The organism is Mesorhizobium sp. B2-7-1 (genome assembly GCF_006440735.1).
GTDB lineage: Bacteria > Pseudomonadota > Alphaproteobacteria > Rhizobiales > Rhizobiaceae > Mesorhizobium.
Genome location: NZ_VFUA01000044.1, coordinates 1 through 14,676 on the forward strand (window position 1 = coordinate 1; position 14,676 = coordinate 14,676).

The 14,676-nt window shown below is 63.7% G+C and carries 21 protein-coding genes and 1 riboswitch; of the genes, 16 read left to right on the plus strand and 5 right to left on the minus strand.

The features are described 5' to 3' along the window. From FJ471_RS17540 to FJ471_RS17590, 11 genes are all read left to right on the plus strand, one after another. On the plus strand, nt 1-411 hold a 411-nt coding region (locus tag FJ471_RS17540; RefSeq protein ID WP_140805175.1), incomplete at its 5' end, for a molybdenum cofactor biosynthesis protein MoaE. Nucleotides 412-545: 134 nt separating this feature from the next. Continuing rightward, nucleotides 546-959, plus strand: a complete 414-nt coding sequence (locus tag FJ471_RS17545) for a YbaY family lipoprotein (RefSeq protein WP_140805177.1) — start codon at nt 546-548, stop codon at nt 957-959. A 182-nt stretch (nt 960-1,141) separates the two neighbouring features. After that, nucleotides 1,142-2,014: an amino acid ABC transporter permease gene (locus FJ471_RS17550; RefSeq protein WP_210242035.1), complete on the plus strand. Its 873-nt coding sequence runs from the start codon at nt 1,142-1,144 to the stop codon at nt 2,012-2,014. Then, complete coding sequence (locus FJ471_RS17555) at nt 2,011-2,820, plus strand: amino acid ABC transporter ATP-binding protein (RefSeq protein WP_224668871.1); 810 nt, start codon at nt 2,011-2,013, stop codon at nt 2,818-2,820. The genes FJ471_RS17550 and FJ471_RS17555 overlap by 4 nt, the downstream gene beginning before the upstream one ends. Nucleotides 2,821-2,853: 33 nt before the next feature. Then, complete coding sequence (gene solA, locus FJ471_RS17560) at nt 2,854-3,993, plus strand: N-methyl-L-tryptophan oxidase (protein ID WP_140805179.1); 1,140 nt, start codon at nt 2,854-2,856, stop codon at nt 3,991-3,993. Nucleotides 3,994-4,063: 70 nt separating this feature from the next. Then, nucleotides 4,064-4,984, plus strand: a complete 921-nt coding sequence (locus FJ471_RS17565; protein ID WP_181179506.1) for an ABC transporter substrate-binding protein — start codon at nt 4,064-4,066, stop codon at nt 4,982-4,984. 31 nt (nt 4,985-5,015) lie between these two features. Further along, the gene (locus tag FJ471_RS17570; RefSeq protein WP_140900638.1) at nt 5,016-5,777 is read left to right on the plus strand and encodes a glutamine amidotransferase; all 762 of its coding nucleotides are present in this window, start codon (nt 5,016-5,018) and stop codon (nt 5,775-5,777) included. A gap of 168 nt (nt 5,778-5,945) precedes the next feature. Next, nucleotides 5,946-6,962, plus strand: coding sequence for a LacI family DNA-binding transcriptional regulator (locus tag FJ471_RS17575; protein ID WP_140805185.1), 1,017 nt, complete (start codon nt 5,946-5,948; stop codon nt 6,960-6,962). A 47-nt stretch (nt 6,963-7,009) separates the two neighbouring features. Further along, nucleotides 7,010-7,072: riboswitch (Fluoride riboswitch) on the plus strand. Nucleotides 7,073-7,170: 98 nt separating this feature from the next. Further along, on the plus strand, nt 7,171-7,584 hold the full coding sequence (gene crcB / locus FJ471_RS17580; protein ID WP_140805187.1) for a fluoride efflux transporter CrcB: 414 nt from the start codon (nt 7,171-7,173) through the stop codon (nt 7,582-7,584). A gap of 3 nt (nt 7,585-7,587) precedes the next feature. Next, nucleotides 7,588-8,010 (plus strand): fluoride efflux transporter CrcB, encoded by a 423-nt coding sequence (gene crcB / locus FJ471_RS17585; RefSeq protein WP_140805189.1) that lies wholly within the window; start codon nt 7,588-7,590, stop codon nt 8,008-8,010. Between the two features lie 13 nt (nt 8,011-8,023). Continuing rightward, entirely contained in the window at nt 8,024-8,368 is a 345-nt protein-coding gene (locus FJ471_RS17590) for a DUF190 domain-containing protein (protein ID WP_140805191.1), read from the plus strand. A 15-nt stretch (nt 8,369-8,383) separates the two neighbouring features. Here FJ471_RS17590 and FJ471_RS17595 read toward each other — a convergent pair whose 3' ends face one another. Further along, on the minus strand, nt 8,384-8,590 hold the full coding sequence (locus tag FJ471_RS17595; protein ID WP_140805193.1) for a hypothetical protein: 207 nt from the start codon (nt 8,588-8,590) through the stop codon (nt 8,384-8,386). 169 nt (nt 8,591-8,759) lie between these two features. Continuing rightward, nucleotides 8,760-9,182, minus strand: coding sequence for a nucleoside-diphosphate kinase (gene ndk, locus FJ471_RS17600; protein ID WP_041010781.1), 423 nt, complete (start codon nt 9,180-9,182; stop codon nt 8,760-8,762). A 177-nt stretch (nt 9,183-9,359) separates the two neighbouring features. On the opposite strand from ndk, the gene FJ471_RS17605 reads away from it, so the two are divergent. Then, nucleotides 9,360-9,566 (plus strand): hypothetical protein, encoded by a 207-nt coding sequence (locus FJ471_RS17605; RefSeq protein WP_140805195.1) that lies wholly within the window; start codon nt 9,360-9,362, stop codon nt 9,564-9,566. A 16-nt stretch (nt 9,567-9,582) separates the two neighbouring features. Here FJ471_RS17605 and FJ471_RS17610 read toward each other — a convergent pair whose 3' ends face one another. Continuing rightward, nucleotides 9,583-9,753, minus strand: coding sequence for a DUF1905 domain-containing protein (locus FJ471_RS17610; RefSeq protein WP_246684752.1), 171 nt, complete (start codon nt 9,751-9,753; stop codon nt 9,583-9,585). Nucleotides 9,754-9,865: 112 nt separating this feature from the next. Beyond that, nucleotides 9,866-10,558: a glutathione S-transferase family protein gene (locus FJ471_RS17615; RefSeq protein ID WP_140805197.1), complete on the minus strand. Its 693-nt coding sequence runs from the start codon at nt 10,556-10,558 to the stop codon at nt 9,866-9,868. A 62-nt stretch (nt 10,559-10,620) separates the two neighbouring features. Here FJ471_RS17615 and FJ471_RS17620 point away from each other — a divergent pair, with 62 nt between their 5' ends. The 3 genes from FJ471_RS17620 to FJ471_RS17630 all read left to right on the plus strand — a co-directional run bounded on the left by FJ471_RS17620 (nt 10,621) and on the right by FJ471_RS17630 (nt 13,163). Further along, nucleotides 10,621-11,130: a DinB family protein gene (locus tag FJ471_RS17620; protein WP_140805199.1), complete on the plus strand. Its 510-nt coding sequence runs from the start codon at nt 10,621-10,623 to the stop codon at nt 11,128-11,130. Nucleotides 11,131-11,529: 399 nt separating this feature from the next. Beyond that, nucleotides 11,530-12,024, plus strand: coding sequence for a hypothetical protein (locus tag FJ471_RS17625; protein ID WP_246684753.1), 495 nt, complete (start codon nt 11,530-11,532; stop codon nt 12,022-12,024). 353 nt (nt 12,025-12,377) lie between these two features. Then, complete coding sequence (locus tag FJ471_RS17630) at nt 12,378-13,163, plus strand: GGDEF domain-containing protein (RefSeq protein ID WP_140805203.1); 786 nt, start codon at nt 12,378-12,380, stop codon at nt 13,161-13,163. Nucleotides 13,164-13,177: 14 nt separating this feature from the next. Here FJ471_RS17630 and FJ471_RS17635 read toward each other — a convergent pair whose 3' ends face one another. Further along, the gene (locus tag FJ471_RS17635) at nt 13,178-13,597 is read right to left on the minus strand and encodes a hypothetical protein (protein ID WP_140805205.1); all 420 of its coding nucleotides are present in this window, start codon (nt 13,595-13,597) and stop codon (nt 13,178-13,180) included. 193 nt (nt 13,598-13,790) lie between these two features. Here FJ471_RS17635 and FJ471_RS17640 point away from each other — a divergent pair, with 193 nt between their 5' ends. After that, complete coding sequence (locus FJ471_RS17640; RefSeq protein ID WP_246684754.1) at nt 13,791-14,612, plus strand: sterol desaturase family protein; 822 nt, start codon at nt 13,791-13,793, stop codon at nt 14,610-14,612. Nucleotides 14,613-14,676 lie beyond the last annotated feature (64 nt).

The following is a 14,676-nucleotide window of genomic DNA, read 5'->3' on the forward strand; positions in this document are numbered from 1 at the left end:
GTCGACCTTGACCAGGTCCTCGACCGCGGCGCGGCTGACCGCCTTGGCGGTGCCGAAGGCGAGCAGCAGGGCGCGCTGTCGGCACTTGAGCTCGAGCACTATCCCGGCATGGCGGAGGCCGAGATCGGCCGCATTGCCGCGCAAGCCCTCGAGCGCTGGCCGCTGCAGGGGCTCACCGTCATCCATCGCCATGGCAAGATAGCGCCGGGCGAAAACATCGTGCTGGTGGTCGCGGCCTCGTCGCATCGCCAGGCGGCCTTCGAGGCGGCGAATTTCCTGATGGATTACCTGAAGTCGCGCGCGCCCTTCTGGAAGAAGGAGCATCTTGCCGACGGCTCCCAGGGCGGCTGGGTCGAGGCCAAGGAAGCCGACGATCACGCGGCGGACCGCTGGAAGAAGCAGGGCGAATAATGCATGTCGCCCAGAAGTGCGCAGCGGTTCTGGGGCAACGACATGCATCAGAAAAAACTCCCGTTCGGCCATCGAACGACCGCAATCCTTGCCAAGCCTGCCGGTTGGTTTGATTTGCTTGGCGGAGCAGGGTCATGCTGGACAGGATCGCGGAGTTCTTCATCTTCGGGCTGGTGCCGTTGGTTGTCGGCGTGCTTGCCGTGCCGGAAGTGACCAATGCCGGCGAGAAGACGATCGCGGGCGAGGTGATTTATCGCGAGCGCATCGCCCTGCCGCCCGATGCCGTTCTCATGGTCGAACTCGCCGACGTCTCGCTGGCCGATGCGCCAGCAACCGTGATCGCCAAGCGCAGGATAGCCCCCACCGACCAGGTGCCGATCAAATTCGAGATCGGCTTCGACCCCAAGGCGATCCAAAAGGGCCGGACCTACACGCTGCAGGCGCGCATCACGGTCGGCGAGCGGCTGATGTTCATCGCCGATACAGGCCACCAGGTCGATCCGCTGGCCGCCAAACCTCAAACGGTATTGGTAAGAATGGCGCGCTGACGTCGCGTCGGAGCGGGCTCAACACTGCCAGCAGACCGGCTGCGGTCCGTGTCCGGTCGGGCGGCTTGATGCAATGGCCACGCACTGCGAAACATATTGCTGTCGACAGGGAAAATATCGAAACTTGATTGACAAGATATCGATTTCTAATACTCTGAAATCGATATCTGAGCGAGGTTGGCGTGAAAACCACGATTTCCCAGGATATTCGCGATCCGGCTTTTCTCTCGGGCAAGCCGAAGCCTCTGGGGCGGGGCAAACGCGCCATCGTGACCGCCGTCGTGGTTGCGCTCGTGCTGGCCCTGGCGCTGCGCATCGTCGCCAGCGGGGCCATCAACTGGCCGATTACCTTCGGCTTCTTCTTCCATCCGGCGATTCTCGACGGCCTGGTCATGACGCTCGAGCTGACGGCGCTCTCGATGATCGTCGGCGTGCTGCTTGGCGTCGCATTGGCCGTGATGGCGATCTCGCGATATCCGGCGGTGTCCGCCGCGTCGGCGCTTTACGTCTGGATCTTCCGGGGCACGCCGCTGCTCGTGCAGCTGATTTTCTGGTTCAACATCGCGCTGGTGTTCCCGGTGGTCGGCATCGGTGCCTGGCAGGTCTCGATCAACAGCCTGGTGACGCCGTTCGCGGCGGCCTTGCTGGGATTGGGCCTCAACGAGGCCGCCTATATGGCCGAGATCGTGCGCGCCGGCATCAAGTCGGTCGACAGCGGGCAAGGCGAGGCGGCCGTCAGCGTTGGCCTCAACCGGCGCCAGGTCATGAACAGCGTGATCCTGCCGCAGGCGCTCAAGGTCATCATCCCGCCGACGGCCAATCAGACGATCGGCATGCTGAAGAACACCTCGCTGGTCTCGGTCATCGGCGCGCAGGAATTGCTGACCAAGACCGAGGACATCTACGCCCGCAACTTCCAGGTCATCGAGCTCCTGATCGTCGCCTCGCTCTGGTACCTGGTGCTGACCACGGTCGCCTCCGCCTTCCAGTTCTGGCTCGAGCGCCGGTTCGGGGACAGTCGCGCCGTCGAGGTCATTGCCGGTGTCCAGCCATGACCGTCCCCATGCCGATGCGCTCGAAACAGGCAAATGAAGCCGCGACGCAGCCCATGCTCGGCGCGCGCCACATCGGCAAGGCCTTCGGCGCGCATGTCGTGCTGAGGGACGTCTCGCTAGAAGTCGAGCGCGGAGAGGTCGTGTGCATTATCGGCCCGTCAGGCTCGGGCAAGAGCACGTTCCTGCGCTGCATCAACTTCCTCGAAGTGCCCGATGCCGGCGGGGTCTGGGTCGATGGCGAGCGTATCGGCTGCCAGGAGGTGGACGGCGTGCTGTGGGAGGTTCCCTCGGCCGTCCTTGCCCGTCAGCGCGCCGCCATGGGTATGGTTTTCCAGCGCTTCAATCTGTTTGGCCACCTGACGGCGGTGGACAACGTCGCGCTTGCCCTGCGGCTGGTCAAGCGCATGCCGCGGCCAAAGGCGCGCGAACGGGCGATGGCGGTGCTCGCCTCCGTCGGCATGGAGCGCTTCGCCGGCCATCGCCCGGCGCAGCTTTCCGGCGGCCAGCAGCAGCGCGTCGCCATCGCGCGGGCGGTGGCGATGGAACCCAAGGTGCTTTTGTTCGACGAGCCGACCTCGGCGCTCGATCCGGAGCTTGTCCACGAGGTGCTCTCGGTGATGGGCAATCTGGCCGGGCAGGGGATGACGATGGTCGTCGTCACCCACGAGATCGGCTTCGCGCGCGAGGTCAGCAACCGCACCGTCTTCATGGATGGCGGCGCGATCGTCGAGCAGGGGGCGTCGGCGCAGGTGCTGGGCCAGCCGTCGGAACCGCGCACCAGGGCATTTCTGTCGAAGATCAAATGAAGGAGCAGCCCCGCGTCGCGGGCTGAGCAGGCAATGAAAGCCAGGAAGATCGCCGTCGTCGGTGTCGGGGCAATGGGCAGCATGGCGCTTTGGCAATTGGCCAGGCGAGGGCACGAGGTCGTCGGCTTCGACCGCATGGGCGTGCCGCACGACACCAGCGCGCATGGCGCCGAGTCCCGCATCTTCCGGCTCGCCTATCGCGAGGGCAAGGAATACATCCCCCTGCTCAAGCGCTCGCTGGAGCTCTGGCGGGAATTGCAGTCGACCTCCGACCGCAAGTTCCATTTCCCGATCGGCTGCCTCTACATAGGCGAACGCGACGCGGACTGGCTCCTTGGCACCATCGAAGGCGCGCGCGAGCATGATGTCCGCCACGAGGTGCTTGACGAACAGGAGCTTCGCCGGCGCTTTCCCCAGCACAGGCTGGAGGGCGGCGAGTTCGCCCTTCTCGACACCGACGGCGCCCTGCTGCGGCCCGAGCTCGGGGTGAGGGCCGCGGTCAGGGCGGCGCAGGCGGCGGGTGCCACCCTGCACCAGGGCTGCGCCGTCGAGCGCGTCGAGCCGCAGACCGATGGCGTGGCGATCACCGTCGGCGGCAACACCGAGCATTTCGACGCCGCGGTCGTCACCTGCGGCGCCTGGGGAACGCGGGCGATCGAAGGACCGTCGCCGCAATTCATCGCCCGGCGCCTCGTCGGCACCTGGTTCGGCGTCGACGATGTCGCGGCCTATCTCCCGGAGCGCTTCCCGGTCTGTATCCGGCGCACGTCAGAAATCGATTACTCAGGCTTCCCCTCCATGGATGGCTGGACGATCAAGGTTATGCCGCCGGTCAACTTCCTCAGCAACATCGATCCCTCCCGCGTCGACCGGACAGTCTCCTACGACGACACCGCGATCATGCGCCGCGTGGCCCGGACCCTGCTCGAAGGGGTCGATCCGGAGCCGGTGCGCTCCGGCGTCTATCTCGATGGCTTCACCACCGACAATCATCCGATCATCGACCACCATCCCGCAAGCGAGCGGATCGTGATCGCGGCCGGCTTTTCGGGCCATGGCTACAAGATGGCGCCGGCGGTCGGCGTCGCGGTGGCCGATCTCATCGACAGCGGCGGCGACAATTACATCCGCCACCATTTCTCGGCCCACCGGCCGAGCCTCCAGGTGGCATGACAGGCAATTCAAAACCGGCCGCGAGGCCGGGCAACCGACCGCGTCAAGCGGCAAACAGAGGAGAACGGAAATGAGCATTCTTACCACGGCCGGACGGGCGATCGCCCTTGCCTCCGCGCTTCTTGGCGGCACCTATGCGGTGCTCGCCGCGGACCTGAAGATCGGTCCCAACAGCACGCCTCTTTCGGTCGATGCCTCGGCCGATCTCGCGGGCAAGGTTCCAGACGCCTTCAAGGGCGGCGCGCTGAAGATCGCGACGGATCCGAGCTCGCCGCCCTACACCTACTATCAGGCGGATGGTCAGACGCTCGTCGGCGCCGATATCGATCTCGGCAATGCGGTCGCCGCCAAGCTCGGCCTCAAGGCTGAGTGGTCGGCCGTAAAATTCCCCGGCATCATCGCCGCCATCGAGGCCAAGCGCTTCGACACCGCGCTCACCGGCATGGGCGACACGCCAGCCCGCGAGCAGAAGCTGGACTTCGTCGACTATTCCACCGACGGCAACGCCATCGTCGTCCTGAAGGGCAATCCGCTGGCGATCAAGACCATCGCAGACCTGTGCGGCAAGCATGTCGCCGTGCTGCAGGGCTCGGTCATGCAGGGCCTTGTCGAGAAGCAGGACGGCAAATGCGCCGACAAGAAGATCGACATCCAGGTCTTCCAGGATATCAACCAGGCGCTGCTCCAGGTCCGCACCAAGCGCGCCGACGCGACGATGTACCAGTATGGCGTCGCGGCCTATGTGATCCAGACCTCGCCAGACGCCGCCGGTCTCGAGGTGCTCGCCTTCGAGCAATACGGCACCGGCTACAACGCCATGCCTTTCCGCAAATCCGACAGCGCCTTGCGTGATGCCGTGCAGGCGGCGCTGACCGAGATGAAGGCGGACGGCAGCTACGAAAAGATCCTCACCGCATGGGGCATGCAGGCCAACGGCCTCGAAAAGATCACCGTCAATGACGGGCTGCGTTTCAACCAGCCGAGCAATTGAAGGCTCGCCGAATACCGCAAGGAGAAGTAAAATGGCAGTTCGAGTTCTATATTGTGGGGACACCCAGGCCGAAACGCTGATCACGGCGAAGGGCATGGACACGTTCATCCACAATTACTACCGGGATTCGGCGCGCGTGCTGCGGGAGGCGCTGAGCCCACGGCCCGGCATCGAACTCACCCATATGCCCGCCGACAAGATACGCGCCGAGTTTCCGATGACGCCGGAGCAGTTCGCGAAGTGGGACGTCATCATCCTCAGCGACGTCGGCTACAACAACTTCGCGCTGCTGCCGGGCAATCGCGAGCGCCTCGTGCCGATGGGGCCGGACCGCATCGGCAACTTCCGCAAATGGGTCGAGGGCGGCGGCGGCCTGATCATGGCCGGCGGCTACACCACTTTCTCCGGCATCGAAGGCAAGGGCATCTGGGGCGGCACGCCGATCGAGGCGGTGCTGCCCGTCACGATCATGCGCGGCATCGATGACCGCATCGAGGTTCCGGAGGGCGCCACCCTGGATGTGGCGGTGGCGGATCATCCGATCCTGAAAGGTGTCGCGTTCGACAAGGACAGCATCATCCTCGGCTACAATCAGGTGACCGCCAAATCCGACGCCAAGGTGCTGATGAAAGTGCGCGGCGACGTCTTCATGGCCGTGGCCGAAGTCGGCAAAGGACGTTCGATTGCTTACACGACCGACCCTGTATATCACTGGTGCGGCAATCTTCACGAATGGGAAGCTTATGGCCTGATGTGGGAGCGCATGGCCAAGTGGGCGGCACGTGAAATCTAGGATTTGACTTGTCCGCCGCATCGCGTTGCAGCCATGCCGGATTTTGTTCCGGATACTGCAGCAGCAATCGACGCGCCTTTGCTCCCGTGAAGGTTTCATGACTTACGGCCTCGGCCGGCCCTTTGCCGGGCCGGCCGAGGCTCAACACCACCGCCGTCGGGATCAGATTTGACCGCAACCATCTATGATGTAGCCCGTCACGCCGGGGTTTCGGCCGCCACGGTCTCGCGCGTCGTCAACGGCCTCAAGGTGCGCGAGGACCTCGCGGAGCGGGTGAAGGCGTCGGTGGCGCAACTGGGATACCGGCCGAGCCGTACCGCCCAGCGGATGCGCACCTCGGCATCGCATTTGTGGGCGCTGATCGTTCCCGATTTCGAGAACACCTTCTTCACGCGCCTGGCGCGCGGCCTCGAGCAGGTCTGCCGGCCGCGCGACACCTGCGTCTTCATCGGCAGCTCGGATGACGATCCGGAGAAGGAGGGGCACTATCTCGACGTGGCGCTGGCCGAGCGGGTGGGAGGTGTCGTGATCGCGCCGTCGTCGGACGCCACCGATCTGACGAAAGTCGCGGAGGCCGGAATTCCGGTGGTCATCGTGGACCGGGCTCTGCCGGGCAATGCCTACGATACGATATTGACCAACAATCTGTCGGGCGGCGCGCTCGCGGCCGGGCATCTCGAGACATTGGGCTTTCGCAAGGCCGTTTGCATTGCCGGCCCGCTGAACCCCACCAGCGACGCGCGCCTGCAAGGCTTTGTCGAGGCGGCGAAACAGAAGCAGGGTCTGGACATCGTCCGCATCGAGCATGCGAACAATCGCGTCGACGGCGGCTACCTCGCCATGCGGCGCATCCTGGAGGAGCGGACAGCGTTCGATAGCCTGTTCGTCACCAACAATTTGATGGCCGTCGGCTCGATCAAGGCGCTCGAGGACGCCGCCCCCGGACGCAAGGACGACATCGGCATCATCGGCTTCGATCTCAAGGAGATTCCGTTTCTCAGCGGCAGGCACATGGCCTCGATCGATCAGGACCCCCATGAGATAGGCCGCATCGCTGGCGAGCGGATTCTGGAGCAGCGGCAGGATGGATCGAGCCCCGGCTGCTGGATCGAGCTGCCGCCGACTTTGGCGACGTTCGATGCGAATCCGTCTCTGATTGTGCCCCGATATTCTTCCGCCACATAAGCGCTTCCCGTCACAATTGACGCCGCCATCTCGAACCCCTAGGCTCCCTCGAAAATGGGGATGGGGTTCCCCCGAAACCGCCCTTATGGGCTGATGACTCCTGCCAGGCGTGCTCTCGCGCGGCAGGATTTGTTTTTCCCGCTCGCATCAGGCCTGATTTCGTGAAGTGATTCCGGTGCGGAATCGCGTTTGGAAAGGCATTGAAGCGATGACCCTTGCGGCCTGCGCCCTGGTCCTGATCGGCGGTTTCCTCGGCGGCATTTCCCGCTTTTTCCTCTCCGGCGTGGTCGGCCGCGGCGTCGGCGAGACCTTTCCCTGGGGCACGCTGGCGGTCAACGTTTCAGGCGCCTTGGCCATCGGCGCCTTCGCCGGCGCCGCGCGATCGGTCGGCGGCGTCTTCGCCAGCGATCTCGTGCGCGACCTGATCGTCGTCGGCCTGTTCGGCGGTTACACCACCGTGTCGTCCTTTTGCCTGCAGACGCTCAACCTCGCGCTCGACGGCGAGGGCCGGCTCGCCGCCTTCAACGTCGTCGCTTCGTCGGTGCTGTGCGTGCTGTTCGTCGCGCTCGGTTTCTGGGCGATCGTCTGGATTTCTGGTTCAGCCACCGGCATGGCGGGCTGAGCGATGACGGACAGGCGGATGGCGATGCGGCTTTATCTGGCGGTCGGTGGCGGTGCCGCCATCGGCTCGCTGGCCCGCTTCCTGTCGGGCTATGTCATCGTCTCGTTGCTCGGCCTGAACGCGCTTTGGTCGACCGCTTTCGTCAATGTCGTCGGCTCGGGGGCCATCATGGCCTTTGCCACGCTGACCGGGCCGGACGGCCGCCTGATGGTCGGCCCGGCTGGCCGCAATTTCGTCATGGCCGGCTTCTGTGGCGGCCTCACCACGTTTTCGGCGATGAGCCTCGATACCTTCATCCTGCTGTTCGAGGGCGACTGGCCACTGGCCGCGACCTATCTCATCAGTGTGGTCGGGCTGTCGCTTGCCGCCGCGTGGCTGGGCTATCTTATGGCGTCCAGGCTCAACCGCTTGCCGGTCGACAGGTGACAAGGAGGAGAACATGGAACTTCCCGCGCAATGCGCGCTTCTCAGGATCTTCTTCGGCGAGGATGACAGGGCGGCTGATGGCAAGCCGCTGCATGAGGCGATCGTCATCAAGGCGCGCGAAACCGGCATGGCCGGCGCCACGGTGCTGAGAGGTCCGCTCGGCTTCGGCCGCTCCAGCGTGCTGCACACCGCCAAGATCCTGCGCCTGTCGCAGGATCTGCCGATCGTCGTCGAGATCGTCGACGCGCCGGAGAAGATCGATGCGCTGATCCCCGAGATCAAGGCGCTGACGAGTAAGAAGAGCTGCCTGATCACCAGGGAGAAGGTCGAGGTCATCCGCTACGGCGACGGGGACTGAATCCGCCCATCCCCATCAGCCGCCGCGAAGACGGCGGCCGATCGTCGCTTCGTCGAAGACACCGGCGGAGAACAGTCTCATGGCCTCTGCGGCCAGGTCCGATGCCTCGGAGCTTCCCCCGGTGATGCCGCGCTCTGCGCAGATCAGGTCATAGACACGCTTCAACACGACGAGATCGTCCGGATACGCAACGCCACTTTTAGAAACATGAGGTTTGATCATGCTTCCCTCCCTGGTTTCGGCGGAAGCGCGATGGTCGCTTACAGCCGGCGACGCCCTGGGCCGCTTTGTCGCCGGTGTCGGTGAACCTAGGGCGCGCGGCAGGCGCGACCACCCCAAAACGAAACGGCCCGCTTGGGCGGGCCGTTTCGGCGAAATTCAAAGTTCCGGTTCAGCCGACGATCTCGGTGTCCGAGAACCAGTATTTGATCTCCTGCGCGGCGGTTTCGGGCGCGTCCGAGCCATGCACCGAATTCTCGCCGATCGACAGCGCGTGCACCTTGCGGATGGTGCCCTCGGCGGCATTGGCCGGGTTGGTGGCGCCCATCACTTCGCGGTTCTTGGCAATGGCGTTCTCGCCTTCCAGAACCTGCACGATGGTCGGAGCCGACGACATGAACTCCACCAGTTCGCCGAAGAACGGCCGATCCTTGTGGACGGCGTAGAACCCTTCCGCCTCGCGGCGGCTCATCCATACGCGACGCGATGCGACGACGCGCAGGCCGGCATCTTCCAACATCTTAGTGATGGCGCCGGTGAGATTGCGCCGGGTCGCGTCCGGCTTGATCATGGAGAAGGTGCGTTCGATCGCCATAGGGTCGTCCTTGTTCTGGGAATGGAAATTGGAGTGGCGGGCTCTATACAAGCCGCCCGGCGGCTTGCCAAGGGGAGGCGGCTTCTGGTCAAGGCCGGCCCTTTGCGGGATAATTAGACGGCTGCGCGCGCTTCGGGCGCCTGCCCCCGAACACTCGCGGCTGCGGAGTCGAAGGCGATGAGTTGGCCTTATCTCAGGCGCGGCGACATTGTGGGTATCGTCTTCATGGCGCTGATGTGCGCCGTGATTGTCTTCTTTCTGCTGGTCCTGCCGCCGCGGGATCACAATTTCGGCTTCGGCCCGGAATGGCAATGTACGCGCATGGGCGAAGGCGACCCGATCTGCGTCAAGCTGGTCGACAAGGACGCGCTCAAGCAGAATTAAAGCGAGACCTCAATGGTCAGCCCGGCGCATCGCCGGCCTTCAGCCCCTCACGTTGCCGCACCGAGGCGTTGACCGGCAAAAGCAAGCTGCTGGATGCCTTGTCGGGGAAAAGCGACGTGCTCCACCTTGTCTTGCCGATAACAGCCGTGACGCCGAGCGAGCCCCACGGGCGCGCCAGTCCCGCCATCGCCGCCTTGATCCGCGCCGCGACGTCCGTTGGCAGCGTCCTGAATGCCAGCCGCCATTGCCGGGTAGACCCCAGATCTCAGCCTGCATCTCATAGCGCAACGTCCCGGCGTTCACGCCGCCGCGGCCACCTGTCTGCCGATCCCGCCATGCAGGTCGAGGCAGCGCTCGAACCAGCGGGCAATGCCGTCGCTGTCGTCAAGCAACTGGAAAGGCGAGGCGATGCGGCCCCATTGCAGTGCCCCGAACACGATGTAGTCGGCAAAAAGCGGCGCCTCGCCGCCGATGAAGGGCTGGTAGGTGAGCGTCGAACGCAGCGGCTCCAGCGCGGCGCGGAAGGCCGAGAGCCCGGCATCGCGGCTGGCCACGACGTCTTCCAGCCGCTTGCCGTAGCGCTGCTCGCGGTTTTCGCGGAAATAAGCCGCGTTCGGTTCATCCTGCATGGCATGCAGATCGGTCAGCGCCACCGTCGCGATATAGGGATGGATGGTCAGCTGCGACCAGCGCTCGATGAAGCGCGCCATCGCCTTGCCGCCTTCGCCGGAAAACAGCGACGGCCGTTCCGGATAGGCTTCGTCGAGATAGAGCGCTATGGCGAAGGAATCGGCCACCACGCGCCCGCCGTCGCGGATCACCGGCACAGTCTTCGACACGCCTCCTTCGACTTTCGGCACCTCCAGGAAGCGCGTCGGCACCTTGGTGGCGGCGAGCCCCTTATGCGCCAATGCCATTTTGGTCTTCCAGCAATGCGGGCTGAACGGGCGGGCGGTGTCGTGGCCGACGAGGTCGTAAAGCAGAATGGTCATTGGCGGGTCCGTTGCTGCGGGTTACGAAGGATCAGGATTCGGGGTTGAGCCGGGTGGGAATAATGAAGCAGCATTTCATGATGTTTGCGGCCTACAATCAATGGGCCAATGGCCGCCTCTACGATGCCGCCGCCGATCTTGGCGAGGAGGAGATCGGGCGCGACGTCGGCGCTGTCTTCGGCTCGATGCTCGGCACACTCAATCATCTGCTCGCTGTCGACCGCGTCTGGATGAAGCGCTTTACCGGCGAGGGGGACGCGCCTTCGAACACCGCCGCCATACTCTACCACGCCTTGCCGGCCCTGAAGCTGGCACGTGAGGCCGAGGACAGGAGGATCGTCGACTGGGTGGACGGGATGGGCGACAAGGCGATCGCCGGCCGTTTCTCCTACATGACCGTCGACATGCGCACGGTCTCGCAGCGCCTTTCGCCGGCGCTCAGCCACTTCTTCAACCACCAGACCCACCATCGCGGCCAGGCGCATATGGTGCTCACCGTGCTCGGCCGGCCCTCGGTGTCGCTCGACCTGGCGCTATTCCAGCGCTCGGAGGAAGGCCGCGCCTACGCCTGAAGGTGGAACCGCCACATTTGGGAGGCGTTCTCAACCGAGCGTCGCGCTTGGCCAAAGTCGTTAGCCAGCGGTTGCTTCCTACCCAGCCAGAAAGTGCCGAATTAGCGCCTTGCTTTGCTTTGGTAATTTCCTAAAATTGTAAATTTTGAAGTAAAATATCGTATATTTTTGGTTTATTGGTATAGAATTCAAAACTACCACCTGTTATTGTAAATTCCTATTTGAAACTTCAGTTGACATCGGCGCGTAGGTGTTTATGCGCAAAGCACATTACTAATGTTGATATTGGAATGATGCAGCGCAACAAATAGTGAGATCAAAGAGGAGAGTGCAATGTCAGGTATTTCTAGAAATATCGCTGTAGCTCTGTCTTGTGGTACGATTGTCGCTATTTTTGCCATGCCCGCGTACGCCGCTGGCGGTCTCGGTGTCGGCGTAGGCGCATCTGTTGGCGGATCCGGCGGTGTTAGTGCTGGCGTCGGCGCGTCTGTGGGCGGTTCCGGTGGTGTTAACGCCGGTGTCGGCGCGTCTGTTGGCGGATCGGGCGGTGTCAACGCCGGCGCTACCGCCTTGGTCGGCGGTTCGAATGGCGTCAACGCCGGTGTCGGCGCCAATGTCGGCAATGGCATCAGCGCCGGCGTGGGCGCCAATGTCGGCAATGGCGTCAATGTCGGCCTTGGCCTCGGCATTGGCGGCGACACGTCCGATCCGGGCAACCCCAGCAACCTCTCCAAACCCGGCAATCTCACCAAACTGGGCTTGCCTGGCGCCGTCGCCAGCATGTCGGGCAACCAGTTGGCGCGCATGAAGAAGCGCTGCGTCGACGTGCTGTCCAGCGAAGGCACCTATGATGGCGACCTCAGGGCTCTCTGCCTGATGATCGCGCGCCGCTGACGCATGATCAGAGCCGAAGATCCGGCAGGATCGTGCGCCAAGTCACGGTGCCATGCCGGTGCCGCGCAACGGCCAACCGGGAGTGTCGGACCGGCCGTGAGGCTCTGCGGCACTCTCCTACCGCGTCGCCTACCTCCGGCCGGCGGCGCGCTGACGAGAACCTCCGGCCAGTCGGGAAGCCTGCCACATCCGTGGTGGGCTTCCTGTTATACGGTGTTGGGGAACCGGTTGGCTTGACTGCTTGGCGTATCGTCGAAAGGCGAGAATTAACCAATTTCGCGGGAGGGGGCGTATATTAGCAGTTCGTTTGCCTTCCTCGCGGCATGATGGCCTGACGTAACGGGAGCAACGGCATGCGCATCGATTTGTCCCCGACAAGTTGGGGCAGGGTCGTGGTGGTCACAGCCGCCGGCACCGCCTTTTTCATTGCCGCCGCCTTCTTCGTTGATTCCTTCAATTTCCCCTCGCTGTCGCCACAGGCGCTGCTGTGGGCGCAACTCACGGATCTCTTCCTGCCGCTTATCCTTGGCGGCTCGTTCCTGTTCTTCCTGATGTGGAAGATGCGCCAGCTGGCGATCACGCAGAAGGAACTCAGCGTCATTGCCGCGACCGACAGCCTGACGGCGGTCTTCAACCGCGGCGCCTTCTCGATGCTGGTCGAGGCCTATCTCGAGCGGGCGCGCGGCCAGACGGTTGCCGATGCCGGCGCGCTGCTGATCGTCGATGCCGACCACTTCAAGTCGATCAACGACCGGCTGGGTCACGATTGCGGCGACCAGGCGCTCAGGTTGATCGCTGCGACGATCAAGGGGCAACTGCACGGCGCCGATATTGTCGGACGGATCGGCGGCGAGGAATTCGCGGTCTTCCTGCCCGGCGCCGACGCCGCGCGCTCCTTCTTGGTCGCCGAATCCATCAGGCGCCGCATCCGCGAGGCCGAGTTCGCACCCGGCGGGCGGCCTTGGCCGCTTTCCGTGAGCATCGGCGGTACCGCCTTCAGCGGCGCGACCACCTACCATGACATGTTCCAGGTCGCCGACCGCCATCTCTACAAGGCCAAGTCCAATGGCCGCGACCAGGTGAGCTTCGAGATCCCGCGCGGCGCGCCGCCGGGGGACGCCGCAGGCACGGTTCACTAGATCAGGATCACGTTTCAACGGTGCCTGCGGTTGAGCAGCGGCCTGTGCTGGCGGATCAACTGGCGTTCGACATCGAGATAGGGCCTGATCAGGCCGGCCGCCGTCGGGGTCGGCTCCGGCTGATGCACCACCGCCGTCAGCGCGCCGTGTTCGGTGAGCAGGTTCAGCCACTTCAACGCTTCCCATTTCGGCGTTGCGCCGCCGCGACCGGCAAGGCTGCGGTTGATATAGCCGGGATAGGAAAGCAGGCGCTTGCCGGCCGAGGCGCCGCAGGTGCCGATCCTGACCGGCTTGCCTCCGGCGGTGATCCAGACATAGACGGCTTCGCCGAGTTCGCACACTTTTGGGTCGGTTATCGTCACCCGGATCGACGATTTGTCCCGGCTGAGCCGCATTTCGGCTGCCGGCATGAAACGTTCGCGATCGAGAAACATCCGCCCTCCCTTGCCGCGGTCCGCAACTGGCATGAGCAACGCGGATGTTCCGTGCGCTGTTTCACGCAGCGGTCGAAAAAATTTCACCGGATTTCGTGGCAGGCCGGCGCGATGCGGGCCTTGGCCATCAACGGTCCGTTCATCCTTTGGCGGCTAGTGTCGGCAACTGGCCTCTGCCGATCCGCGAGCGACCGTGTTCGATCTTATCGACCTTATCGACTTCAAGGCGATGCTGATCATCGCCCTCATCTTCATTCCGCTGGAGCAGCTCTTGCCGCTGCATGCCGAGCAGTCGGCGACGCGCCGGCACTGGCTGAACGACGTTTTCTATCTGCTCTTCAACGGCATCGTCATCAAGCTGGGCATGTTGCTGGTGATCGGCTCGGCGATGTTCGTGATGCAGCGTTTCGTTCCCGAAGCGCTCACCGCCGCAGTGCAGTCGCAGCCATTATGGCTGCAGGCGATCGAGGCCCTGCTCGTCGCTGACATCGGCTTCTATCTTGCCCATCGCGCTTTCCACGCGGTGCCGTTCCTGTGGCGCTTTCACGCCATCCATCACTCGATCGAGGAGATGGACTGGCTGGCCGCTCATCGCATCCATCCGGTGGACCAGATCCTGACCAAGTCGGCTTCGCTCCTGCCGCTCTTCGTGCTGGGTTTTTCCGGCGAGGCGGTTCTCATCTACGTGCTGATCTTTCAATGGCAGTCGGTGTTCATCCACTCCAACACGCGCATCACGTTCGGGCCGTTGAAATGGCTGGTTGCCTCGCCGCAGTTTCATCACTGGCATCATGCCAATGAACGCCAGGCCTATGACAAGAATTTCGCAGCCCAGCTTCCCATCGTCGACCTGATCGGCGGCACCTTGTTCATGCCGCAACATATGCCGGAAAAATACGGTGTCGACGAGCCGGTGCCGCAGCTCTACCACCAGCAGCTCATCTATCCTTTCGTCGCCGTGGCCGAACCGGCCGCGCCGATCGTTGAGGCCGCGCCCGCCGCCAAGCCGGAATGACGGCACGGAAAAAGCCCGCCATTCGGTGGCGGGCTTTCCGGGACGGTAGTCTTTTAACGAGAAG

Bases quoted from the DNA above. Each gene is read 5' to 3' on its own strand.
- FJ471_RS17630 (WP_140805203.1), top strand. From the start codon at position 12,378: ATGCGCATCGATTTGTCCCCGACAAGTTGGGGCAGGGTCGTGGTGGTC.
- crcB (WP_140805189.1), top strand. From the start codon at position 7,588: ATGACGGACAGGCGGATGGCGATGCGGCTTTATCTGGCGGTCGGTGGC.
- FJ471_RS17610 (WP_246684752.1), bottom strand. From the start codon at position 9,753: ATGGCGGGACTGGCGCGCCCGTGGGGCTCGCTCGGCGTCACGGCTGTT.
- ndk (WP_041010781.1), bottom strand. From the start codon at position 9,182: ATGGCGATCGAACGCACCTTCTCCATGATCAAGCCGGACGCGACCCGG.
- FJ471_RS17605 (WP_140805195.1), top strand. From the start codon at position 9,360: ATGAGTTGGCCTTATCTCAGGCGCGGCGACATTGTGGGTATCGTCTTC.
- FJ471_RS17615 (WP_140805197.1), bottom strand. From the start codon at position 10,558: ATGACCATTCTGCTTTACGACCTCGTCGGCCACGACACCGCCCGCCCG.
- FJ471_RS17595 (WP_140805193.1), bottom strand. From the start codon at position 8,590: ATGATCAAACCTCATGTTTCTAAAAGTGGCGTTGCGTATCCGGACGAT.
- FJ471_RS17555 (WP_224668871.1), top strand. From the start codon at position 2,011: ATGACCGTCCCCATGCCGATGCGCTCGAAACAGGCAAATGAAGCCGCG.
- solA (WP_140805179.1), top strand. From the start codon at position 2,854: ATGAAAGCCAGGAAGATCGCCGTCGTCGGTGTCGGGGCAATGGGCAGC.
- FJ471_RS17625 (WP_246684753.1), top strand. From the start codon at position 11,530: ATGCCCGCGTACGCCGCTGGCGGTCTCGGTGTCGGCGTAGGCGCATCT.
- FJ471_RS17545 (WP_140805177.1), top strand. From the start codon at position 546: ATGCTGGACAGGATCGCGGAGTTCTTCATCTTCGGGCTGGTGCCGTTG.
- FJ471_RS17635 (WP_140805205.1), bottom strand. From the start codon at position 13,597: ATGTTTCTCGATCGCGAACGTTTCATGCCGGCAGCCGAAATGCGGCTC.
- FJ471_RS17620 (WP_140805199.1), top strand. From the start codon at position 10,621: ATGAAGCAGCATTTCATGATGTTTGCGGCCTACAATCAATGGGCCAAT.
- FJ471_RS17570 (WP_140900638.1), top strand. From the start codon at position 5,016: ATGGCAGTTCGAGTTCTATATTGTGGGGACACCCAGGCCGAAACGCTG.
- crcB (WP_140805187.1), top strand. From the start codon at position 7,171: ATGACCCTTGCGGCCTGCGCCCTGGTCCTGATCGGCGGTTTCCTCGGC.
- FJ471_RS17565 (WP_181179506.1), top strand. From the start codon at position 4,064: ATGAGCATTCTTACCACGGCCGGACGGGCGATCGCCCTTGCCTCCGCG.
- FJ471_RS17590 (WP_140805191.1), top strand. From the start codon at position 8,024: ATGGAACTTCCCGCGCAATGCGCGCTTCTCAGGATCTTCTTCGGCGAG.